We start from the raw sequence: 21223 nt of genomic DNA, 5'->3' as shown, positions 1-21223 counted from the left end.
CGAGCCTTTCAGCCAATGCAACGGTTAGCTCGAATGCGTCGCGCCCAATCAGCCTTTGCGGTTCCATTGAATCTACTCGGTTGTGGCCAAGGAAACTCGACACGGAAACCTCTTTGCACAAGCGGCCCGCTCTACACTTACCCTGTGTAGTTCATTGCGCGGCCAGGTCTGACTGAATGTCGGCGAGCGCCTGATGTCGTCGATGCACTACAGGTGTAGAGAGCAAGAACCCTACGACACCGTCGCCGGGTCATTGGAATTCGTGTCGACTGCGAGCGCCCGCAATGCGGGCCGCAACCGCGGCATTCGGAGGCTGTGCTCGAAGTTGGCTTTGGGTCGTCATGATCGCCAGCGGGTCACTAGAAACCTGATGCACATAGGTTTTATTTTTGGGGTAGATTTGGCAGTCTCGGCTCATCATCCTGCATCCTCAGGGCCAAGAATGACCGCCAACTCAGTTTTTGCCAACGTATCGGCCAGTGCGATCGTGCTATTTGCGCGGCTCGTGACCGCTGTTAGGGCAATTTGGGATGGCGTTGAGCCTGTCCCATCCAAACGTGTCTATTTCGCAAATCACACCAGTAACGGCGATTTCGTATTGATCTGGGCGGTCTTGCCGCCGAGCATCCGTCGGCGGACCCGGCCGGTGGCGGCAAGTGATTATTGGCTGACCTCAAAACTGAAGACTTTTATCGGTCGCGACGTGTTCAATGCGGTTTTGATAGATCGCAACCCCGAGTCGCGTGAAGACGACCCGATTGCCCAAATGGCTGATGCGCTGGATGGTGGAAGCTCTTTGATCCTGTTCCCGGAAGGCACACGAAACATCGGGGATGACCCGCTCTTGCCCTTCAAGACAGGCCTCTATCATTTGGCATCGCAAAGGCCCGATGTGGATTTGGTTCCGGTGTGGATCGAGAATCTCAATCGGGTCATGCCCAAAGGCGAAATCTTACCAATCCCGTTGATCTGTACCGTACGCTTTGGCGAAGCCTTGCGCCTGGAGGCCGGCGAAGTCAAAGACGCATTTCTAAAGCGAAGTCATGCGGCTCTTATTGCTCTGAAAGATAGCGGAGACGCAGCATGAGCGCGCCATTCGAGTTCATTATTCTTTTGGGCGGCGTGCTTTGTGTGCTGATCCTTGCATCATTTGTTGCGTCGACTTTGAAGAAACGCGTGGGCCCGAATGATACGGACCCGGTGATCGAAAACCTTGTTGCACGCATCAACGCCTGGTGGGCGATGGTGGCGCTATTGGCGATTGCAATGCTCTTTGGGCGCGCTGGTGCGGTGATATTGTTTTGGCTCCTTTCATTTGCCGCAATGCGCGAATTCCTGACGCTGACGGCAAAATCCCGCGCTGATCACTATGCGCTGGCCACCGCCTTTTTTGTTGTACTGCCTGTTCAATACTACCTGGTCTGGATCGGTTGGTACGGTCTCTATTCGATCTTTATACCCGTCTATGCCTTTTTGTTCCTGCCGATCATTTCTGCACTGCGCGGGGAAACGGAGAATTTTTTGACCCGCGTTTCCGAGACGCAATGGGGTCTGATGATCTGTGTTTTTGCGGCCAGTCACGTGCCAGCCCTGCTGACCCTGAACATCCCCGGCTATGAGGGCAAGTCGATCCTGCTGATTGCGTTCCTTGTGGTGGTTGTTCAGGGATCGGACGTTCTGCAATACGTCTTTGGCAAGCTCTTTGGGCGTCACAAGATCGCCCCTGTTCTGTCGCCATCAAAAACCTGGGAAGGGTTTCTGGGGGGTGTCTTGTCTGCCAGCGTTCTTGGCGCGCTTCTATGGTGGATGACGCCGTTTGCCTTTTGGCAGGCCTTTCTTGTGTCATTGCTGGTTGCAGTCATGGGTTTCTTCGGCGGTCTGGTGATGTCGGCCATCAAGCGCGACAAGGGCGTCAAGGATTGGGGGCACCTCATTGCCGGGCATGGTGGTTTTATCGACCGGCTCGACTCGGTCGTGTTTTCGGCACCGATTTTCTTTCACGTCGTGCGTTACTTCTGGTCGACCACATGAGCCTTTTGCAAAGCAAAGCGATTCACGGAGTCGGAGGCTTTGTGCTGATGGGAGGATGGGCCTTTTTTGCCAATCGCGCACATGAGATGCCAGCTCCGCTTGTTGCTGGTATTGTCCAGGGACTTTTGACCGCCTCGATTACGCTTTTTCTGAAGCGAACGATTGAGGAAATCTTCCAACGCACGGCAGGATGGCTGCGCATAGTGTTGCCGCCTCTCGCGGCTTTTCTGATCTCCCTCGTTCTATTATCAGTGATCCACAGGCTTGCAGGAACGCCCGCACTTCTTGCAACGATCTCGGTTCCTCTCACCGTTTCGACGATTTACGCGTTCCTTTACACAATTACACTGAGCCGCTATGCCTGAACGTCGCCCTATCGCTAGCCGAAATTCGAAACTCGCCGCACGCGTTGCCAAAGCACTGGCCGAGCGCGGCATCTCACCCAATCTTATCTCCCAGTTCTCCATGGTGTTTGCGGCGTTCGCAGGGATGGCATTCTGGCTGTCGGGCACGACCGACGGTTTCTGGTACGTGGTGTGCCTTGTCGGCGCGGCAGTTGGATGCCAGTGCCGCCTTCTATGCAATCTCTTTGATGGAATGGTTGCGGTGGAGGGCGGGAGAGGTGCGCCTGACGGCCCATTCTGGAACGAGGCGCCAGACCGAGTCGCAGACGCCCTCATCTTGGTGGGGCTTGGGTTAGGAACCGGTCATCCTGGCCTGGGATGGGCCGCCGCCGCTTCTGCGATTGGAACCGCTTATGTTCGCGAACTTGGCAGCGCCCAGGGATTGGCTGCAGACTTTCGCGGTCCAATGGCCAAGCCACAGCGCATGGCGGTCGCGACGGTGGCCGCGATACTTGCTATTTTTGTTCCGATGATACTGGGGTGGTCCGTTCTGAACCTTGCCTTATGGATCATTGTTTTGGGCTCGATCGTAACGATGCTTCGCCGCAGCCGCGGCATGATCGCATCGCTCAATTTCGCTTCGAAAGATGAGGAGTAGATGCTTGAAGGTTCGCAAGCAGCGCCTTCGGACTTAGTCGAATCGGAAAAAGCCAATCCGCCGGGCAATGCGACAATAAGTGGGACTTCGCAAGTGCAGCTGAGAATTGCTTCGACTGCAAGGCGTCCGCAGTCGTTCAGCCGATTGAGCGGCAGCATCGGACCGCATTGCGTGAGCTCACCTCAACTAAGGTACTGCGGTTGCAGCGAATGGCGGCTCCGGGGAAGCCGCAATGCAGCGCGGCGAACAAACGCTAAGGTCCGGATAAGGCCGTCCTTGATGAGCTATTCCGCCAAGCCGTTTCTAATGCTGCGGTGTCTCCGGGGTCGGCTGTGAGCCCATACCTCCCAAATGCTGCAAAATACATGGGTGTCGGCTATGCTGCGCAAAGCCGGCACTTATGATCGATATGCCGATCCACTCCAGGTCTTCGACCAACCATCAAGATGCTGCGGACGCAGCCCGCTTTCCAGACATTCGCCGTGGGCGCAATACCTGAGAGCGTGTGATCCCAAGGGTTGCGAACCGCAGCGACCCTCAGCCAATTGACCTGAAAGTCGACTTTACAACGTAGTATCGTTAAAGAACGACGACACCATTGATCCAATGGACCAATCCTTCACTACTCCGACAACAATGGGGGCGCTAGTCGAACGTCTTTCGCAGCAGCACGAGGTTGTCTAGTACGAGGTTTGAGGACCAAATGAAGTCGGCGTCAGCGCCAGGCGTATCAAAAAGGTCTTCGAAGTTAGTGAAGGCTTTCTTGTTGTTCACTCCAACAGTGTCGTTGCTGAACGTTGCTGCGGAAGGCCAGATGCTGTCATCGAAGGAGGGCATCATCCAGTCCGGTGGTACAGCCCAATGCGCGGCTGAAAACCCTGTTGCATCATCTACGCCCGCCTCGCTGCAACCAGAACTGTCGCGGATCGGGCCGTCAACTACAAGGCAGCTGCGATCATTCAGAGGCGCAGTGTAGAACGTTTGCGCACGCCAGCTGTCATCAGTAATTGCCACTGTCACGCCACTCGCATCCTTAAAATGTGCAACCAATCCGCCATCTCCTGGGTGGAAGGCTTTGCCACGATTGTTTTCTGAGCCAAGGCCAAGGTTCTCTTCCCAGTCGACCATCATGATGGCCAACGTCACAGGACGCTCCGCTGCGAAGCGAACAACATTCGAATTAAACTTGGTAAACGGGACAGGGTCGCCTGCGATCAATCTGCCATTCACATACAGCTCAAAGTAGTTATCGGCGAAAATATACGCCGTGAATTCCTCCCTACCACCCGCGTCCAGTAGAGGCACGCTTTCGAGATCAAGTTCTGCCAAGGACTCAAATTGGTCGCCACCACACTCATTGAAGAGGTCAGCGGCAAAAGGAACGGTTCCATAATGCGTCTCGGCGGGGACCGTCCAAACTGTGCCATCATCGGACACAACTTTGCCAACGGCACTCACGCGAGAGTTGGGACCGCAGTCAAACAGACCGGGATTGACTACTGTGGCAAGTCCAGTCGTGAATGCGGTCTCCTGGGCTGCCACCCCGATAGGGACGGTTGCGAGCAATACGCCAGCAATAGCGTGTTTCATTCCACCGTATCTCCCAAGGTTTGACGACTCACAACTCGAAACGCTCTGATCATACCGGCTAGGGACCTCCGCCTTTAAAGTTTTCTTTTCGTACGCCGACGCCGCTGAAGTTTCAGTAACACCCATACCCACCAATTATCTGCAATGCATTGAACGTACACTGCGACGACCGATTAGTCGTCGTATTGGCTTGGCATGGCCGATTTGTAGTTAATGTCGTTTCGGCAACAATTGTTGACACGCACGCCAAGCAACAATGTGTCCTTGTTTTCTTAGACGATCACGCTCTTGCCTTCTCCCTTTTTGGATCGATGAAGGGCAATCCGGTTACTGTACAGGGCAGGCGTTTCATGTGTCCGTCCAGTTTTCCGACTTCAAGCTGGCTGCCTTCGCTTGCATTCTCGACAGCGACGCGAGCCATCGCGATGGCATAGCCCAGCTGTGGCGAATGCGTCCCGCTGGTGATTACTCCAACCTGCTCGCGCCCGACAAAGACGGGATCGCCATGGGCCGGTGCGTCTTTGCCGTTGAAGGTCAGGCCGACAAGCTTACGCCGGGTCGCGTCGGCGTTGCGGACGAGGGCATTCTTTCCGATGAATGTCTCTTTCTTGAAGTCTATTGCGAAGCCCAGGCCGCTTTCCATTGCGTCAACATCGGGCGCGAATTCAGCGCCCGCGATCATCATTCCGGCTTCGATGCGTACCATATCAAGAGCTGCTCCCCCCATGGGTACAAGTCCAAGTGGTTTACCCGCGTCCACAATAGCATCCCAGATTTCGAGCGCGTCGTCTTTGTCGCAAAAGACTTCATAACCAAGCTCGCCTGTAAATCCGGAACGGCACAGCATAAACATGGGTCCGGTGCTGTCACCAATCCGCGCCACTGTGAAACCGAACCACTTGATATTTGCGAGCGCCGGGCGCGCAGGATGTGCATACACAATCTTGCTGAGAATTTCGCGTGACTTCGGGCCTTGCAAAGCAAGGTTTACCATGCGGTGCCCAAGCGAAAGAATCCGCGCATTGAACCCCAGTCTCTCTGCCGTTTCGCGCAAATGAATCGCGGAGTTGTCTGAACCGCAGCACCAGCGATAGGTCGTCGGTTCGATGCAAAAGAGTGTCCCGTCATCCATCACACTGCCGCGCTCGTCACAGATGAGTGCGTAGAAGCCCCGATGCTGCGCGAGTTTTTCAACGTTTCGTGTGAGACAGTGCTGTAAGAGCTCTGCCGCGTCCGGTCCGACAATGTCGTATTTCCTCAGCCCGGACATGTCTTGGAGCGTAGCTGCGGTTTTGCAAGCCCAGTATTCTTCGATCACACCCGTTGCATCGTAATGTGTCGGGGTCCAAAGATCCCGGGATACTTTATAGGCGCTGGTGAGTTCGGAGGTGCGCGGGTGAAAGGCCGAGTGACGTGTCAGCTTGGCGCTGTCTTCTGGCTGCGCTCTCCAAGAAACAGAGTGTGAAATCGACGTATCCTCTTCATAAATTCGGACTTGAATGTCGGTCGGGTTCCACCCGTTGATCGGATCCACATCATCAGGGCAGGCTGTTGAGACGCAGACGAGATCAGTCAGGGCTTGCATTGCGACGTAATCGCCGGGTCGTGACCAAGCCTCGTCTGAGGCCAGGTGACCGTGACTTGCATCCATCCATGAATTGAAAAAGAAGTTGATCGCTGGCCATGCTGCACGACGCGCAATTCCATAGGGATAGTAGGCGTCTGAAATGTTGTCCGAGCAATTGATGTGCCCGGGGAACCCGCGATCTTCGTAGCCACGTGCGGTACATGCCAATGCAAATGTGTCATGGCGGCCTACTGTGTCTTGCCGAACGGCAAGAAGGGGATGGATATCCTGATCATAAAACTTGTCATGCAATCCCGGCAGCGGATACGCGCTGCGAGCCATGGTTCTAGAAACAGTCGAATCGATGTAGCGCTCAACACCTGCGTCCAGACTCGATGCACGCATAGCCATGAAATCCGAACACTGCTGTCCCTCGATGTCAATTATCTGTACGAATTGACCCTTTCTTAGTTCGTAGTCATGTGCCGTACCGCGACTTATTCGCCATTCGTCGCAAACCTTGCCCAGCGGGTCCGGCAAAAGGAACTCAGTGGATGTACCTTTGGGAAGTTTAACGTCTACGGCAAACCGTCCGCCGCCGCCTTCCGACACAAAATCTCTGCTTATCGGAGAAATCACAAAAAATGTTGTGTCTTCGGTGACCCGAGTCAGAAATGCTTCGCCCGGCTCGGATTCCTGATTAAAGACACTGTAAGCTTTTGATGTTTCTAGGCAACCATCGCGATTTGCCGCGATAGCTGCCATAACGCGACTGTCGAATTTGGTCACGTCCAGTGAGAGAGTTTGATCCTGAGAAATGTCAATCGATGACGTTGAAAATGTTCTTTCGTTGCCGGCCAGCGCTGTAATCCAGGCAGAGGCACCCCCATCAACATTGGTGATGGATAGCATTGTCCCTCGGGGAACATCAATTTGGGCAGCGCTGCCCCAAAGAACTTCAAGGCGCAATCGGTTTGGCCTTTTAAGCCCTTGGTATCTTGGGCGGCCAAAATCCGTCCTTATCGAAGCTGTCGTCACGGGATCAGTTCCCCTAGCTGTTTCGCAGATTTTCCGCGCCCTGTGTGTTGCAAGCAAATCGCTTGGTGACTGCCTCCAGGACAGGATCGCGCCTTGATCATTAGGCATTCATCACTGGATCATCGCCTGCGGCAGCCATGTCGCAAGTCCCGGCAAAACGATGAGAAGCCCAAGTACGATGAGATCAAATAAAATAAACGGAACAACGCCTTTGTAGATATCTGTAAAGGTCGCTTGCCCCTTAACGCCTCCCATCACAGCAAATAGGTTTAGCCCAACAGGAGGAGTGACGACTGATATCTCGATCAGTTTTGTTACTACGATGCCGAACCATATTGGATCTATTCCCAACTCTTGGGTGACAGGAAAGAAGAACGGCAAGGTCACAACCATCATTGAAGTGGTGTCCAAAAAACACCCAAGCACGATGTAGATTGCAGAGACGAGGAGGAGGAATTTTATTGGTGTGTCTGCGATGGCGGTGACGATCAATACAATATCATCGATCACGCCGACCACGACGAGCATCCGGGACAGAAGCAAACCACCGATAAGCACAATGAACAAAATGCAACTGATGAAGGCAGCATCCTGAAGCGCGGGAACCAACCAGCCTTTGAAGGTCTTTTTACGCGAAAGCGCGTAAAGGAACGCGCCGAACGCACCAACTGCACCTGCTGCAGAGGGAGGAAACGCGCCTGTGTAAATTCCGCCCAATACGAGCATGAGGAGCACCGGGATTGGCCATATTCCTCGCAAAGCGCTCAACTTATCACGCATCGGAACAGCTTCGGTGATCGGTGGCGCCAAGTCTGGTTTGATGCCAACCAAAACGCGGACTCCGGACAGATAAACAACAGCTGTAATCAAGCCGGGAATCACCCCGGCAATTAAGAGTTGGCCTACTGATTGCTCTGTCATTACAGCGTAAATCACCATAGTGATCGACGGTGGGATCATCGCGGCGAAGCTGCCAGCACCCGCGATTGCACCCAAAGACAAACTGCGCGAATACCCGTATTTGACCATCTCTGGAAATGCTATTCGGGTGAAAACCACGGCATTAACCGCTGTGGATCCAGATATGGCGGCGAAGATCCCTGATCCGACGATGACAGCCTGATAGAGCCCCCCCTTCATGCGGCGCAACCATATGTCTGCCACTCGGAATACTTCGGCCGTTACACCCGAAGCTTCTGCCAGCACTCCCATCAGCACGAACATGGGCAAAACTGCGAGCGAGTAGTCGTTGACCACTGCAAACGGCAAGGTTTGCAGTTGCCCAAACGCAAAGTTCGGCCCGAGATCAATGAGCATACCGCCGACGCCGACAAGACCCATTGCCACACCTACTGGTATCCCAAAACCCAGGAACAGGAAGAGGAAAACCGCGGCCAAGATAGCAATTGTAAGGGGTTCCATGACTATTCCTCAGGATGTCTTACGGAATCTGAGTGTCGCGCTCGACGGCGCGCTCGGTCTCGGTGGCGTCATCACGGCCAAGGACGCACGCAACAAGGTCATAAAGGTTTTGGAGAACCATGAGGGTCGCCCCGACTGCCAGTGCAAAACGAGCCGGCCAGATCGGAAAGTTGACTGCGCCCGATACGTACTCTCCGACTTCAAAACTCCGAAGGCCAGACTTCCAGCCGAACCATGCGACAAATCCAAAAAACACGAGACTTAACAAAAACTGCAGGATGTCCGTGAGCTTGCGCAACGGTCTGGGTAGGTTATCGGTAAACACGCCAACTCTGATGTGTGACCGCTGAGCTTGAGCGAGGGCGACAGAGAAAAATATCACCAGGACCATCATGGTCGCCATAAATTCGAATGCTGCAGGGATCGGCGACGCCAAGACATTGGTGCCGATGACGTCAAGCGCTCCGGTCAGCATCATGGCCAGCATAGCAAAACCAGCAACGACCGCTGCGCCCCGTCGTAGCTTTTGAAGCGTCCGAGCCATCCCGGAATGGGTCATTGGCGTGCTGCCATTCCCTGACATAATGCTCTCCTTGCTGCTGTAGCTTAAAAGTGCCGTCGCTTGGTTCCGGCGGGCTGCTTGCTCTTCCCGGTGTTGCTATTGGCAATCACCATTCTTGCCACCTGAGGATTTCAAACGCCTTTGCTTTCGGCCTTTGGTAGCTGTGTAGATTTCAACCTCTGAATGCTTCGCGCATTCTGCTAGATGCTTGGTAAAACTCTAATGGGACCGCGAACGAAGAGAGTGCGAACCCTTTAGAGCAAAGTCACAAAATCCAAGCGGCCTAACTTTTCAGACGTTAAGGTGTGGTCACCTGCGCCCATTTCCGAACGGAAACAGGTGACCACCGGAAGGATCTACTGAACAACCTCGTTCCAGATCGAGATCATTTTGCGCGCATCGTCCCCTTGGCCTTTTTCGTCCATGACAGAAATAAAGTCGGCGAAAAAGTCAGGGTTTGCATCGCGCCACTTTTGCTGTTCCTCTTCAGGAAACTCGTGGAATGTAACGCCCAGATCAGCCAGCGTTTCACGAGCCCCAGCGTCGGCGGCCAGGGTTACATCGCGGTCTTTCCGCATTGCTTCACGCGAGACTTCTTCAATGATCGCCTGATGTTCCGGGCTCAATTCATTCCAGGCATCAAGAGAAATCCAGGTAGCATTGGTGGGCCCTTCCCAGATTGTGATCTCAGAAATATGTTTTGCCACTTCGTAGATCTTGTAATTCACAACGAGATCAACCGAGAATGGGATGCAGTCCACGGTTCCTCGGGATAACCCCTCGTAAACTTCGGGCAAGAACAGCGTTACAGGGGTTGCCCCTACTGCTTGTGCTGCTTGCGGCAACGCCTCTCCCCATGTCCGGAGTTTTTTTCCAGCCATTCCCGCAACATCTGTCACTGGCTCTTTGCAAACCAGAAGGTAGGGGTTCAGATGGTGAAAGAACAGCGTCTTGAGGCCGTTCTCTTCGGCTTCCGCGTTGAGTGCCGGCACCTCGTCCATCAATCGTTCCATTAGCTCTGTGGCTTGGCCCACTGTGTCCATGGCCATTGGGATGGAGTTGGGCGCGGCATGCATTGGCAACTGCGCTGGAAAGTAACCCGGAGACATCATGGCGATCTCGATAGCGCCGCTGCGCATTAGCTCCAGATTCTCGCCTGCCTTACCCAATGCACTGCTAAAAAACAGTCGAACCTGCACCTCTCCATTGGTACGTTTTTCAATTTCTTCGGCCCACCATTTGTCGACTTGCGAACCCGAATGTGCTTCCGGCCACTGGCTGTTGGCCTTGAGAACCGTTTTGGCGAGTGCTGGCTGAGCGGTCAGGATCGTTCCGAACACTGCTGCAGCGCCGATCAATCCTCGAGCCGTACGCTTCATCTGATGTAAGTTCATGAATTCAGTCTCCCAGTTTTGACAGCTGGTGCCGTTCGTCAGCACTTTCTCTCTAGCCGCGACTTACTAATGCCAGTTCAGGCTAAACAGGGACGTTTCATATGAAAACTGTGATAGTTGTTATACTTATTGATAAGAAATCATTATGTGTTAGAAATTATGCCATGGCTCGACATCCGTTTGATTTCCGGCAGTTGGAAGCACTTTATTGGGTTGCACGAATGGGAAGTTTCGCGGCTGCGGCGCGAAAGCTGAATACCAGTCAACCCGCGATTTCCCAGCGCATTAGCGATCTCGAAACCGGCCTGGGTGTCCTGTTGTTCGATCGCAGCCGTCGTCGTGCCACCCTCACACCAAAAGGGGTGGAAGCTGTTGAAAGTGCTGAAGAATTGCTTTCGCTCTCTGCAGAAATGCATACTCGTTTGGCCAAGCAAGAGAGCCTCAGCGGACTTCTTAGGGTAGGCGTGAACGAAACAATTGCGCTTTCCTGGCTGCCGGAACTTGTGCAGGAAGTGAAGCAAAGGACTCCAAGTGTTGTTCTAGAAGTCCACGTGGGTCTAACGCAGACGCTCTGGGAAAGTTATGAGCGCGGAAACCTGGAACTTCTGTTGGTCTCAGGTCCAATTGAACAAGACGGCATTGTATTGGAGTCACTTGGGACCACATCCTATACTTGGATGACTGCCCCCCGGTCCGGGCTGCAGCAACGCACGATAGTGCCAACCGACTTTCGAGAACTACCGATCATCACACATGGCCCCGGCTCAACCATGCACGATGATATTCTCGACTGGTTCCAGAGAGACGAAACGCTTATTCGCAACAGTGCGGTTTGCCACTCGCTTTCCGCGATGGCGGTCTTAACGAAAGCGGGTTTGGGAGTTAGCATGTTGCCACCGATTATCTACCAGACAGAGGTTGATGATGGGAAGTTGATTGCGCTTGATCCAAAACCAGCCTTGCCGCAACTAGAATTCTGGGCAGTTTATCCGCAACGTGTGGTTTCGCCCCTGCCAGCCACAGTCAGCCGTTTCGCGCGACAGGTAAGTACATTTAGAAAGGGCGGCTAGTTTCCTGCCAGTTCGTGCACGACGCGCCTACAAAAATTCCCCATCTTGGTTTGGGTTTTCCGAATTTTGATCACACAAACAAGTTGCGCGACAGAAACAGCGAAAAAGCGCCTGGGTTTGGGGCGCTTTCTCTGCATTCGCGACTCGTCTTTTCCAGCGTTTCTCTCTTTCCGACCTACTCAGACAGGCAAATCAAATCGGAGAACTCATATGCTATTGGACATACATCCAAGTATGCACTGCAAAAAACGACCCGGTCACCAAGGTCATAGCCGCGATGCCCATAAAGTCTCTTACGAAGTTTTTCATAGTCTAGATGCTCTAAGCAATTTTCGGTTGCCCGCAGCACATAGCAAACGATCCACGCGTGAGTACCCGTAGTCAATGCATATGAGACCTGCGAATCTTACATAGCGACGAGAAAGCTAGAATAGGCAGTTACTTCCGCACGTGGTGCTTTTTGCCGCAATCGAGAAGCGTACACAGCGGACCTTGCAACCAAGAATTCGAAGGGCGGCTGAGGTCCCGCGATCTTTGAATTCGCCCAACCACAGATTTTGCGGGCGCGGCGAATGACCGGAATCCGGGCTGCAAATGCAGAAAATCGGTACCGTGTCGAGTGACCGGTATGAGCCGATATCCAACCAGGACAAGTGGCTCCCCATCGTACTAAAATATGGCTAAATGTTCTAATAGTTGTGCAGATCGTTCACAGCGCTGTACATTCGCAACCAACTGCTTAGACAGAAGGAATGCTCGATCTTCTAAGCCACATTCTGACCAGCCTATCCATGCGCGGGACGCTGTACTTTCGCACATCGTTCACCAAACCCTGGGGCGTCGCCGTACCGAGTTACGAGAACGTTGCCCGATTTCACTTTGCGCATCGCGGTAGCTGCCTTGTGCGCGTCGAAGGTACCGACACGGTTATAGACCTGGCGCAGGGCGATCTCGTCATCATTCCGCATGGGGCGTCGCATTCGCTGTATTGCGGTCATGAGCCAGAGAAGACAGTCCTGCCGCTTGACACCGTGTTGGAAAAATCGGGCTACGATGGGTCAGGTGTATTGGTTTTTGGTGGTGATGAACCGCAGAGCGAAACGCAGCTTGTTTGCGGGCATTTCTCGTTCGACCCAAGCTCAAGGCACATTCTGCTGGATCGCCTGCCACCGTATATCCATCTGAAAAACTACGGTGAAAGCGCCGGTCGCTGGATGGAAGCCACACTTCGTATGATTGGCGAAGAGGCTGGTGGGACAAAACTGGGCGGAGACCTGATCGCGCTGAAAATGTCAGAAGCAATCCTCGCTCAAGCCATCCGTAGCTTCATTAATGGTGACGAGGCCACCGAATGGGGTTTGGGTGCGTTTTCGGACAAGAACCTGAGCCGTGCCCTCGATGCGTTTCACAAATCTCCGACCGACAGTTGGACAGTGGAAAAACTTGCCCAGGCCGCAGGGATGTCACGCACCAGCTTTGCGGTTCAATTTCAGAAAACGATGAGCATGACGCCAATGGAATACGTCACGAGATGGCGTATGGAGCTTGCCAAGAAAGTTCTGCAAGAGCCTGGCACCTCTCTAGCGGAAGCCGCTGAAAATGCCGGATATGCATCGGACTCGTCATTCACGCGGGTTTTCAAAAAAGAGACCGGGATGACGCCGGCAGAGTTCCGAAAGTCGCAAAACCCCGTTCGTTCGTAAGTCTGAACGATCTGCGCACTATTCAAAACTTACGGACATGGTTTGACCTCTGTCGAAGGCCTAATTTGGCCTCATCAATGCTGCGTCGCAGTTTAGAACAAGAGGAAAACTACCATGTCTCTACGCTTTGTCACCAAAACCATCCACGCATATCTCGACTATCCTGTCGCCATTGGCCTCATTGTCATGCCATTTATCTTCGGCTTGGGCGCACAAAACCCAATGGCGTTTTGGCTCTCTGTCGCTACTGGCATTGCCGCCTTCGGGCTGACGGTCCTTACGGATCATCACCTGGGTGTCATTCGAGTGCTGCCGTACAGTTTACACCTCACGGTCGACTTCCTTGTCGGTGTGACCTTCGTTATTGCGCCGTTCCTGCTCAACTTCACGGGCCTTGATTTCTGGTACTATGCATTGCTCGGCGGGACCGTCCTCTTGGTTGTTGGACTACATCAACCAGAAGACGCGGTGCTGAGCGCTTGAGACACCGTAACGTCGCTAAGGGCCGCACATTTGATGCGGCCCCTTTCGCGTTTCAAGACATGGCTGTTCGCTCCAACACAGATCAGTCAGATCGTTCGAAATAAAATACCAGAAGTTCGTATTTTTGGCAGGATAATTGATTGATCGTTCTTAGAAGGCAATCTTTTTGAGCACGAGATGAGTGCTCGGTGGTCGGGCCTCGCAGTCAAAAAAGGAATTCCAAATGATCAAGACACTCGCAATAGCCTCCGCTATTTTCGCCGGCCTAGCTCTCAGCGGCACAGCAGCCATGGCGGCTGACGAATACAACGTATCGCGTGGGATTACCGCCGCCGGTGCGCCTCTGGGCCTGCATGGGGTGGATCCGGTTGAATTCATCGCAACTGCAAACCCGGTTGAGGGTTCCGCTGCATTCACCGCCGTCCATGATGATGTGGCTTACTACTTCACCTCAGAAGCCAACATGAAAGCCTTTGAAGCAAACCCTGCGGCGTTCCTGCCCCAGAACGGTGGCTACTGCACTTTTGGCGTTTCCGTGGGCAAAAAGTTCGACGGTGACCCCGAGTTCCACGCTGTCATCGAAGACAAGCTCTACGTTTTCCTGAACCGCGCAATCTTTGATGAATTCAACAAAGATCGCGCAGGCACGATCTCAAAAGCCGAAAACCAGTGGCAAGACATCCGCAGCACAGCGGTGGAAGCCTTGTAGGTCTGGCAGTCACATTCTAAGTCGAGGGGGCGGCCGTCGTGTCGCCCCTTCTGTCAATGAAAGCAGACCTTCAGGAATTTCTCGTAAAGGTGCGCTCTGTCCCGATGCAGTCATCGGCCACAGCCGAGAAGGTGCACCCATAGCGAATTTTAGAAAAGCGGGCTGCGGACGCAGCATCTTGACTTATCGATGAAGGTTCGCAAGGGGCCGACTGCACTTTGCTAAAATGTGTTTAATCCAGAGAACTTAACGCCACTCAACTCTGCCATCTCCCGTTTCCACGTTGTGATATCTCCATGATGGAAATCCGAAAGGTTGTTGTGTCCGCAAGCGCGGGCCAAGACCTGCATCAATTCCACACTTGCACCGAAATAACGAGCGAGTTTCTCAGCGCCAATTTGCACATCGAGGCGCTTGCGCAATTCCGGTTTCTGTGTTGCCACACCGACGGGGCAGTTGTTTGAGTTGCACATACGCGCCGCAATGCAGCCCACAGCCTGCATTGCAGAATTGCTCACGGCGATTGCATCTGCGCCCATCGCTATAGCTTTTGCAAAATCTTCTGCCACGCGCAGCCCACCGGTTATGACCAGCGAAACGTCTTGCCCAGTCTTGGCGTCCAGATGTTTGCGCGCTCTTGCGAGCGCTGGAATTGTGGGTACCGAAATATGGTTTCGGAAAATGAGCGGAGCGGCGCCCGTGCCACCGCCGCGCCCATCAAGAATGATGTAGTCAGCACTGGCCTCTAGTGCGAAATCGATATCATCTTCTATGTGATTGGCTGACAGCTTGAAGCCGATAGGGATACCGCCAGAACGCTCGCGAACCTCATCCGCCAAATTGCGGAAATCACTCGGTTCCCGCAGATCAGCGAATGTGGCAGGAGAGATCGCAGGTTGCCCAGGTTCCAATTCTCGAACTTCGGCGATTATACCTTGCACCTTATCTCCAGGTAGATGTCCTCCGGTTCCAGTTTTCGCACCCTGTCCTCCCTTGAAGTGGAAGGCTTGAACGTGTTCGACAAGTTCTGGGCGCCAGCCAAACTTGGCCGAGGCTAGTTCGTAGAAATACCGACTGTTCTCTGCCTGCTCTTCGGGCAGCATTCCGCCTTCCCCAGAGCAAATCCCCGTTCCAGCCAATTCCGCTCCACGCGCCAAAGCCGTCTTTGCTTCTTCCGAGAGCGCCCCGTAACTCATGTCTGAAACAAATAGTGGAATCTCAAGTTTCAGCGGCTTCCGTGCGCGCTGTCCGATCGTCACCGAGGTCGCCACGTCCACGTCATCCAGCAACGGTTTGCGCGCCATTTGAGCAGGCAGGATTTGAATATCGTCCCAATGGGGTAGGTCCTTGCGTGGTACGCCCATCGCGCCCATCTCGCCGTGATGTCCAAGTTTGGACAAACCATCGCGGGCGAGTTCATGAATGCGTGCGACGGTGGGTTCCTCCGGAGTGGCTTTAGCGAGCGGAATGTCAGACTTAGGCTCTGGTGCGGTATCACCAGGTTCTAGATCGCCAAGCGTCGCATGAGTTCCATCGCAGAAAGGACCGTTGGCGGTTGCCTTGCATCGACAAAGAGCTGCTGTGCCAGATTTCTCTGCAGTATACTTCAACGGCTTGACGTCGGATCCGGCATGAGAGCCATCGCAGAATGGCTGGCTCATTGACAGTCCGCACCGGCACCAAAAGTAGTCCTTTCCTTTTTCGAGTTCGACTTTTGCAGGTGTTTTGGCCGCAATAACGGGAACTTGCTTACTCATGGAGAACTCCGGCTGGCTGTTCGTTTCGGCCAAAGGTATTGAAATTGAATAAGCGAGGGAAGCTTGCACACTGCGCGGCGGCACACAGCTTGTGTGTGCCGTGTATCATCCAGGAAGGCATTGACTGCGCGACAAAGCTGGACGCATCAATTGCGTCTGCAGCGAAAGTCCGGTCTGGCGCGCCGCACTGCGGCGGCGATTAAGGTGGATCAAAGGCGGCAAAGGGCCGTCCTCGAACGACCGCTTAATGGGCCGATGGAGACTTCATTTCGGCAGGTTGCCAGATCCCTGAAAGCTCCCGGCACGAGGGCAAAATGATCTATGTCATCAGTCTTATCGATCAAAGTGAAGCAACTTTAATTGCGCTTTACCAAGCCAAAAACCTAAAATAAGCTCAGTATTCAAAGAAATGTGCAATCCTGAGAGTTGTACTAGCCGACGGTAGGCGTTCCAAACAAAGAGACTTCATGCGTTCAAGTGACCTGTCAAAGAAGATTTCTCGGCGTCTGGCCGAGGATATCGCCTTGGGCAATCTTGCCTGCGGCGAGCATATCGCTGCTCAGCAGATTGCCGACAGATATGATGTGTCCCGGACCCCGGTGCGCGAAGCTCTGGAGACACTTGAGGATAAGGGGTTGCTTATCCGCCGCGTCAATCGCGGCTACTTCGTGCCGGAGACACTACCGGAACATTTGAGCGAGCTTGTCGACTCACAAACGGCTAATGATGTTGATGACTATCAGCGCCTCGCTGACGACTGGCTGACAAACGAGCTTCCTGCCGAGGTGACCGAGCAGCTCTTGCGCGAGCGCTATGGCTGGACCAAGGCGAAAGTATCGGACCTGCTGGCTCGCGCAGCCCGGGAAGGGTGGGCAGAGCGCAAGGAGGGCTATGGCTGGCGCTTTCTGCCAGTGGCCAAAACCCCGGAGGCCTTCGATGAAATCTATCGCTTCCGTATGGCGATTGAACCGGCCGCCATGCTTGAGCCTTCCTTTCACCTAGAGCGCAAGGTGTTGAGTGAACAGCGCCGTATCCAGGAAGGGATGCTCGATATGGATCATGCGAGGGTTACGCCCGAGGCCCTCTTGGAAAACGGCTCGCTGTTTCACGAGGAGCTCATCAAACTGTCCGGTAATCCGTTCTTCCACATGGCCTTGCAACGGGTAAACCAAATGCGGCGGCTCATGGAGTACCGTGCAGAGATCAATGTTGAGCGGCTGGTGGAGCAATGCACCGAGCATCTCGAAATTCTGTCGTTGCTCGAGGGAGGGAATGTGGCCGATGCGTCCTACAAGATGCGCCAGCATTTGAGCGGTGCCCTGAAGCGCAAATCGCCGATCGCCTGGAATTGGGCCGAAGCGCAAAACGACGTCACTGACATGGAGCGTCGGGACAATGACTGATGTGCAGACGCTCGCCCCCTTCGCCCATGATGGCAAAAAAGATGAAATGGTGGCTTGGGCCAAAGCTCATCTCAATCATCTAAAACGTCTGACGCTTACGCGACGGGCACGACAGGCGGCCGGCTTGCGGAGGCGACAGGCCTTGAGATCGCAGCTTTGAAGAGCGGACCGCTCGGGGGCGAGGCCCAGATTGGCGCGATGATCGCCGAAGGCCGGCTGGATGCGCTGATCTTCTTCATCGACCCGCTCACGTCGATGCCGCATGATGTGGATGTCAAATCGTTCCTACGGCTCGGCATCCACTATAACACGCTTCTGGCGACCAATGAGGCGACCGCGACACACCTCATCCGATCCATCGCACGACAATAATCGGGATGTGTTTAAATCGTCAGTTCGCGACGGCTGACGAGCACACCATCGGCGTCGGCATAGAGCCAATCTCCGGGTGCAATGGTTGTGCCACCGATATGGATGGTTTCACCCACCTTGCCCCAGCCTTCCTTCGCACTTTTGACCGGTGAGGTTGCCAGCGCGCAGACCATGATCTGCAAGTGGGCAATTTCAGCGCTGTCCCGGATGGCGGCGTTGAGTACGATACCAGTCCAACCGTTCTTGATCGCGAGGGCCGCCAGCATATCGCCCAGCAAGGCTATGCGGGTCGATCCACCGCCATCGACGACGAGAATGCGGCCTTCACCGGACTGTTCAAGCTGCGCGCGCACCACCGTGTTGTCTTCGAAGCATTTGATGGTCTGAACGGGCCCCGCCATGGACGTCACTTTCCCGAGCATTTGAAACGGCAGGTAGATCAGCGAGAGGTCCTTGGCATGGTTGTCGATCAGATCGGCGGTTTTCATGGGCTACATCTCTCCAAAAGTCTTGCGCAGGTCGACAACGTCGTCGTCGGACAGTGTTTTCACACTTATACCACGGAGCGCGACGACAAGCTTGGCTGTTTCTTCCAATTCCTCTGCGGCTGCGACTGCCGAAAACAGGTCTTTGCCCGCCACCACCGGTCCGTGATTGGCAAGCAGGATGCCTGCGGCGGACCCGCCCAAGGTGCGGATCAGATCGCCAGATTTCGGATCTCCCGGTTTGACGTAGGGCACGCGTTTGACAGTGCCGACCCGCATGACAACATAAGGGGTAATGGGTGGAATGCAGTCTTCGTCATCGAGATCAGCCAGACAGGACAGGGCCGTAGACCAAGTCGAGTGGAGATGGACGACAGCCCCGGTCTGTGGTCGCGATTCATAGAGCGCCTGATGCAGAAACACTTCCTTGCTCGGCGGGTCTCCGGAAACGTGCTGTCCTTCGAGATCCAGCTTGGCAATCCGATCCGGCTCGATATCGCCCAGCCGACTGTTGGTTGGTGTCATGAGCAGACCGTCCTCCACCCGCGCTGACACATTGCCTGCCGTGCCGACGCTGAAGCCGCGTTCGAAGAGCGAGGCGCACAAACGCGCCATTTCTTCACGGGTTTGCTGCTCATTGATTGTCATGGTTGCCCCATCAAGGTGAGCGCTTTTGCAAAAAAGTCCTCTGCCCCGAAATTCCCAGATTTCAGCGCCAGCGCCACGGGCGGATTGACAGGGCAGAAGAGGATCGGCACCCCAGGATCAATCTCGGGCCCAACGATCAGCGCTTCAGTCGCAAGGTGTGCTGTAACGGCCTGAGCCACCGCGCCCGAGGTTTCGCCGCCAGCGACGACGAGACGCTTATAGCCACGGTCGAACAGTTGGCGTGCTGTATCCGCGAACAGCTCATCCAGCTTGGCCGCGATCATTTCACGTCCGAACTGCCTTTGTGCCGCCTCGACCTCCTCCGGATCGCCAGATGAGTAGACAAGAGGCATGGCGTCCATGTAGCTCTGGATGAAGTCAGCAAGGTTTGCTGCGGTGATCTCGTCTGCCATCACGCCTGCGACGTCAATCGCATAAACCGGATGGTCCTTCGCGTGATGTACGATCTGCGCCCGAGTGGCACCCGAGCAAGACCCGGCGATGATGGCACCGGGACCGTGCGCAGGCGCAAATTCTGCCGCCCCTCCTTTTGCAAGTCCTTGCTCTATTAGGTTTCGCGGCAAACCCATGGCGATCCCGGAGCCTCCGACCATTAGTGGCGCATCGTTGATGACGGTACCAAGCGTGAGCAAGTCCTCATCAGCCACAGCGTCCGTCACGACGAAGGTCGGCTGAATTTCAATTCGCGCTTGAACGTGCTTCCGAGCTGGATCGACGCCTTTCCGAAGATGGGCGAGGGGTAAATGCGAAACTGGCAGTTTCGTCTGGTGACCAAGCCAGCGTCGGATATCGGGATCGGTCATCGGTGTGAGCGGGTGGGATTGCATCCCGGATTCACTCAAGAGCCTGTCGAAGACAAACAAGTGGCCCTGATAGACGGTCCGGCCCGCACCCGGAAAGGCCGGGCAGACGGGGATGGCCTTTGCGCCTATCTCCTTGGCCAGTGCTTCGGCGACGGGTCCGATATTGCCCTTCGGCGTCGAGTCGAAGGTCGAACAGACCTTGAAGATGATTTGCTGACATCCTTGCGCCTGCAGCCAGGTTAGCGCTTCAAGACTATCCCGGATTGCGTCCTCGACAGGCGCGGTTCGGCTCTTGAGCGAAATCACCCCGGCTTCGATACCCGGAGCAGCCTCGCCAGAAGGCACACCGGAGTATTGTGCGGTCTTCAGACCACCCAAGACCGGAACGCCTTTGACCAGCGTGTTGGCGATGTCGCTTGCGCCCGTGAAATCATCCGCAATGACCCCGATCAACATGAGCCTTGCGCCCCTTCGACGCGGCGGCGCATTTCGAGGATCGCCGATTGCGGACTGGTAAGAACCGGTGCATCCGTTCGCTGGCCCAAGCCCGCCGCTGCACTTGCCATGGAAAACTGGGCGAGCAGGATGGCGTCATAGCCTTTCAGGAGCGCGCCGCATTCGGCGATGAGCCGGTCGTGGGTTTCAGCGTCACCCGCCTGTTTTGCGGCCAGCGCGCCCTCACAGAGATGGCTTTCGATCGTGGCAGAGGCATCGCGTGCGGATACAAGCGCCCGGAACTCGGCTTCCATACCTGCCGCTGCAGGCGGGAAGGTATAGATCATCGCGATCTTGTCGCCATGCGACAACGCGTCGGCAAACATCGCCTCGTTCGGCTTCATCACCGGGATGTTGAGCGCTGCGTCAGCGGCTTCAACGGCTTCGCCAAAGGCGGAACAGGTAAAGAGAATGCCCGTCGCCTCAAAGCTCTGCGCATGGCTTGCCAGCGCCATGATGCGGTCGGCAAGGGCAGACGTCAGGCTGCCTGCCCGCTCCCGATCCACTTCAAGACTTTCATCCAGTAGCGACACCATCTCGGCCTCCGGCCAGAGCTGGTCCGCGGCTGCTTCGACCGGGTCGATGGCCAGACGTGTCGCGTGAATGAAAGCGGTGCGAGGCTTGGCAATTTTCATCTGCTGAAATCCTTTTTGGGGCGGTCCTGTTCT

General features: G+C 54.8%; 20 protein-coding genes. 10 read left to right on the top strand and 10 right to left on the bottom strand.

What is annotated here, in order from left to right; genetic code table 11:
- The first annotated feature begins 442 nt into the window (after window positions 1–442).
- Genes Q5Y75_RS26075 through Q5Y75_RS26060 form a run of 4 tightly spaced genes read left to right on the top strand, consistent with a single transcriptional unit; the run spans window position 443 to window position 3033 of the window.
- A complete protein-coding gene (locus Q5Y75_RS26075; protein WP_306203070.1) occupies window positions 443–1087 on the top strand; it encodes a lysophospholipid acyltransferase family protein in 645 nt (214 codons plus the stop codon).
- Window positions 1084–2031, top strand: coding sequence for a phosphatidate cytidylyltransferase (locus Q5Y75_RS26070; RefSeq protein ID WP_306203068.1), 948 nt, complete (start codon window positions 1084–1086; stop codon window positions 2029–2031). The genes Q5Y75_RS26075 and Q5Y75_RS26070 overlap by 4 nt, the downstream gene beginning before the upstream one ends.
- A complete protein-coding gene (locus tag Q5Y75_RS26065; RefSeq protein WP_306203066.1) occupies window positions 2028–2396 on the top strand; it encodes a hypothetical protein in 369 nt (122 codons plus the stop codon). The genes Q5Y75_RS26070 and Q5Y75_RS26065 overlap by 4 nt, the downstream gene beginning before the upstream one ends.
- Window positions 2389–3033 (top strand): CDP-alcohol phosphatidyltransferase family protein, encoded by a 645-nt coding sequence (locus tag Q5Y75_RS26060; protein WP_306203064.1) that lies wholly within the window; start codon window positions 2389–2391, stop codon window positions 3031–3033. The genes Q5Y75_RS26065 and Q5Y75_RS26060 overlap by 8 nt, the downstream gene beginning before the upstream one ends.
- 645 nt (window positions 3034–3678) lie before the next feature.
- On the opposite strand, the gene Q5Y75_RS26055 is transcribed toward Q5Y75_RS26060, so the two are convergent.
- The 5 genes from Q5Y75_RS26055 to Q5Y75_RS26035 all read right to left on the bottom strand — a co-directional run bounded on the left by Q5Y75_RS26055 (window position 3679) and on the right by Q5Y75_RS26035 (window position 10606).
- Window positions 3679–4623, bottom strand: coding sequence for a hypothetical protein (locus Q5Y75_RS26055; protein WP_306203063.1), 945 nt, complete (start codon window positions 4621–4623; stop codon window positions 3679–3681).
- A gap of 280 nt (window positions 4624–4903) precedes the next feature.
- Window positions 4904–7102, bottom strand: coding sequence for a DUF1989 domain-containing protein (locus tag Q5Y75_RS26050; RefSeq protein WP_306203061.1), 2199 nt, complete (start codon window positions 7100–7102; stop codon window positions 4904–4906).
- Window positions 7103–7339: 237 nt separating this feature from the next.
- Entirely contained in the window at window positions 7340–8650 is a 1311-nt protein-coding gene (locus Q5Y75_RS26045; RefSeq protein ID WP_306203059.1) for a TRAP transporter large permease, read from the bottom strand.
- Between the two features lie 19 nt (window positions 8651–8669).
- The gene (locus Q5Y75_RS26040) at window positions 8670–9233 is read right to left on the bottom strand and encodes a TRAP transporter small permease (protein ID WP_306203057.1); all 564 of its coding nucleotides are present in this window, start codon (window positions 9231–9233) and stop codon (window positions 8670–8672) included.
- Window positions 9234–9568: 335 nt separating this feature from the next.
- Window positions 9569–10606 carry a C4-dicarboxylate TRAP transporter substrate-binding protein gene (locus tag Q5Y75_RS26035; RefSeq protein WP_306203055.1) on the bottom strand — a complete coding sequence of 346 codons (1038 nt, stop codon included), beginning with the start codon at window positions 10604–10606 and terminating at the stop codon, window positions 9569–9571.
- Window positions 10607–10707: 101 nt separating this feature from the next.
- Between Q5Y75_RS26035 and Q5Y75_RS26030 the strand changes: the two genes are divergently transcribed.
- From Q5Y75_RS26030 to Q5Y75_RS26015, 4 genes are all read left to right on the top strand, one after another.
- Window positions 10708–11676: a LysR family transcriptional regulator gene (locus tag Q5Y75_RS26030; protein WP_306203053.1), complete on the top strand. Its 969-nt coding sequence runs from the start codon at window positions 10708–10710 to the stop codon at window positions 11674–11676.
- A gap of 752 nt (window positions 11677–12428) precedes the next feature.
- On the top strand, window positions 12429–13379 hold the full coding sequence (locus tag Q5Y75_RS26025; RefSeq protein ID WP_306203051.1) for an AraC family transcriptional regulator: 951 nt from the start codon (window positions 12429–12431) through the stop codon (window positions 13377–13379).
- 114 nt (window positions 13380–13493) lie between these two features.
- Window positions 13494–13862 (top strand): SPW repeat domain-containing protein, encoded by a 369-nt coding sequence (locus tag Q5Y75_RS26020; protein WP_306203049.1) that lies wholly within the window; start codon window positions 13494–13496, stop codon window positions 13860–13862.
- A 223-nt stretch (window positions 13863–14085) separates the two neighbouring features.
- Entirely contained in the window at window positions 14086–14571 is a 486-nt protein-coding gene (locus tag Q5Y75_RS26015) for a YHS domain-containing (seleno)protein (RefSeq protein WP_306203047.1), read from the top strand.
- Between the two features lie 221 nt (window positions 14572–14792).
- On the opposite strand, the gene Q5Y75_RS26010 is transcribed toward Q5Y75_RS26015, so the two are convergent.
- A complete protein-coding gene (locus tag Q5Y75_RS26010) occupies window positions 14793–16328 on the bottom strand; it encodes a glutamate synthase-related protein (protein ID WP_306203045.1) in 1536 nt (511 codons plus the stop codon).
- Window positions 16329–16795: 467 nt separating this feature from the next.
- Between Q5Y75_RS26010 and Q5Y75_RS26005 the strand changes: the two genes are divergently transcribed.
- Together Q5Y75_RS26005 and Q5Y75_RS26000 are read left to right on the top strand one after the other, a co-directional pair.
- Window positions 16796–17731: a GntR family transcriptional regulator gene (locus Q5Y75_RS26005; RefSeq protein ID WP_306203043.1), complete on the top strand. Its 936-nt coding sequence runs from the start codon at window positions 16796–16798 to the stop codon at window positions 17729–17731.
- Window positions 17732–17785: 54 nt separating this feature from the next.
- A complete protein-coding gene (locus Q5Y75_RS26000; RefSeq protein ID WP_306203042.1) occupies window positions 17786–18103 on the top strand; it encodes a methylglyoxal synthase in 318 nt (105 codons plus the stop codon).
- Window positions 18104–18114: 11 nt separating this feature from the next.
- Here Q5Y75_RS26000 and rraA read toward each other — a convergent pair whose 3' ends face one another.
- Genes rraA through Q5Y75_RS25980 form a run of 4 tightly spaced genes read right to left on the bottom strand, consistent with a single transcriptional unit; the run spans window position 18115 to window position 21190 of the window.
- The gene (rraA, locus tag Q5Y75_RS25995; protein ID WP_306203040.1) at window positions 18115–18591 is read right to left on the bottom strand and encodes a ribonuclease E activity regulator RraA; all 477 of its coding nucleotides are present in this window, start codon (window positions 18589–18591) and stop codon (window positions 18115–18117) included.
- Between the two features lie 3 nt (window positions 18592–18594).
- Entirely contained in the window at window positions 18595–19236 is a 642-nt protein-coding gene (gene otnC / locus Q5Y75_RS25990; protein ID WP_306203038.1) for a 3-oxo-tetronate 4-phosphate decarboxylase, read from the bottom strand.
- Window positions 19233–20516, bottom strand: a complete 1284-nt coding sequence (gene otnK / locus Q5Y75_RS25985) for a 3-oxo-tetronate kinase (protein ID WP_306203037.1) — start codon at window positions 20514–20516, stop codon at window positions 19233–19235. The genes otnC and otnK overlap by 4 nt, the downstream gene beginning before the upstream one ends.
- Complete coding sequence (locus tag Q5Y75_RS25980; RefSeq protein ID WP_306203035.1) at window positions 20510–21190, bottom strand: aspartate/glutamate racemase family protein; 681 nt, start codon at window positions 21188–21190, stop codon at window positions 20510–20512. The genes otnK and Q5Y75_RS25980 overlap by 7 nt, the downstream gene beginning before the upstream one ends.
- Between the last annotated feature and the right edge of the window lie 33 nt (window positions 21191–21223).

The organism is Ruegeria discodermiae (assembly GCF_030758345.1).
Taxonomy (GTDB): domain Bacteria; phylum Pseudomonadota; class Alphaproteobacteria; order Rhodobacterales; family Rhodobacteraceae; genus Ruegeria_C.
Note: the sequence above shows the minus strand (reverse complement) of the source record. Positions and strands in the feature narration are given on the sequence as shown.

What these genes read in the sequence shown, in the direction of transcription:
- Q5Y75_RS26075 (WP_306203070.1), top strand. Translation starts at nt 443, where the DNA reads ATGACCGCCAACTCAGTTTTTGCCAACGTATCGGCCAGTGCGATCGTG.
- Q5Y75_RS26070 (WP_306203068.1), top strand. Translation starts at nt 1,084, where the DNA reads ATGAGCGCGCCATTCGAGTTCATTATTCTTTTGGGCGGCGTGCTTTGT.
- Q5Y75_RS26065 (WP_306203066.1), top strand. Translation starts at nt 2,028, where the DNA reads ATGAGCCTTTTGCAAAGCAAAGCGATTCACGGAGTCGGAGGCTTTGTG.
- Q5Y75_RS26060 (WP_306203064.1), top strand. Translation starts at nt 2,389, where the DNA reads ATGCCTGAACGTCGCCCTATCGCTAGCCGAAATTCGAAACTCGCCGCA.
- Q5Y75_RS26055 (WP_306203063.1), bottom strand. Translation starts at nt 4,623, where the DNA reads ATGAAACACGCTATTGCTGGCGTATTGCTCGCAACCGTCCCTATCGGG.
- Q5Y75_RS26050 (WP_306203061.1), bottom strand. Translation starts at nt 7,102, where the DNA reads ATGCTATCCATCACCAATGTTGATGGGGGTGCCTCTGCCTGGATTACA.
- Q5Y75_RS26045 (WP_306203059.1), bottom strand. Translation starts at nt 8,650, where the DNA reads ATGGAACCCCTTACAATTGCTATCTTGGCCGCGGTTTTCCTCTTCCTG.
- Q5Y75_RS26040 (WP_306203057.1), bottom strand. Translation starts at nt 9,233, where the DNA reads ATGTCAGGGAATGGCAGCACGCCAATGACCCATTCCGGGATGGCTCGG.
- Q5Y75_RS26035 (WP_306203055.1), bottom strand. Translation starts at nt 10,606, where the DNA reads ATGAACTTACATCAGATGAAGCGTACGGCTCGAGGATTGATCGGCGCT.
- Q5Y75_RS26030 (WP_306203053.1), top strand. Translation starts at nt 10,708, where the DNA reads ATGAAAACTGTGATAGTTGTTATACTTATTGATAAGAAATCATTATGT.
- Q5Y75_RS26025 (WP_306203051.1), top strand. Translation starts at nt 12,429, where the DNA reads ATGCTCGATCTTCTAAGCCACATTCTGACCAGCCTATCCATGCGCGGG.
- Q5Y75_RS26020 (WP_306203049.1), top strand. Translation starts at nt 13,494, where the DNA reads ATGTCTCTACGCTTTGTCACCAAAACCATCCACGCATATCTCGACTAT.
- Q5Y75_RS26015 (WP_306203047.1), top strand. Translation starts at nt 14,086, where the DNA reads ATGATCAAGACACTCGCAATAGCCTCCGCTATTTTCGCCGGCCTAGCT.
- Q5Y75_RS26010 (WP_306203045.1), bottom strand. Translation starts at nt 16,328, where the DNA reads ATGAGTAAGCAAGTTCCCGTTATTGCGGCCAAAACACCTGCAAAAGTC.
- Q5Y75_RS26005 (WP_306203043.1), top strand. Translation starts at nt 16,796, where the DNA reads ATGCGTTCAAGTGACCTGTCAAAGAAGATTTCTCGGCGTCTGGCCGAG.
- rraA (WP_306203040.1), bottom strand. Translation starts at nt 18,591, where the DNA reads ATGAAAACCGCCGATCTGATCGACAACCATGCCAAGGACCTCTCGCTG.
- otnC (WP_306203038.1), bottom strand. Translation starts at nt 19,236, where the DNA reads ATGACAATCAATGAGCAGCAAACCCGTGAAGAAATGGCGCGTTTGTGC.
- otnK (WP_306203037.1), bottom strand. Translation starts at nt 20,516, where the DNA reads ATGTTGATCGGGGTCATTGCGGATGATTTCACGGGCGCAAGCGACATC.
- Q5Y75_RS25980 (WP_306203035.1), bottom strand. Translation starts at nt 21,190, where the DNA reads ATGAAAATTGCCAAGCCTCGCACCGCTTTCATTCACGCGACACGTCTG.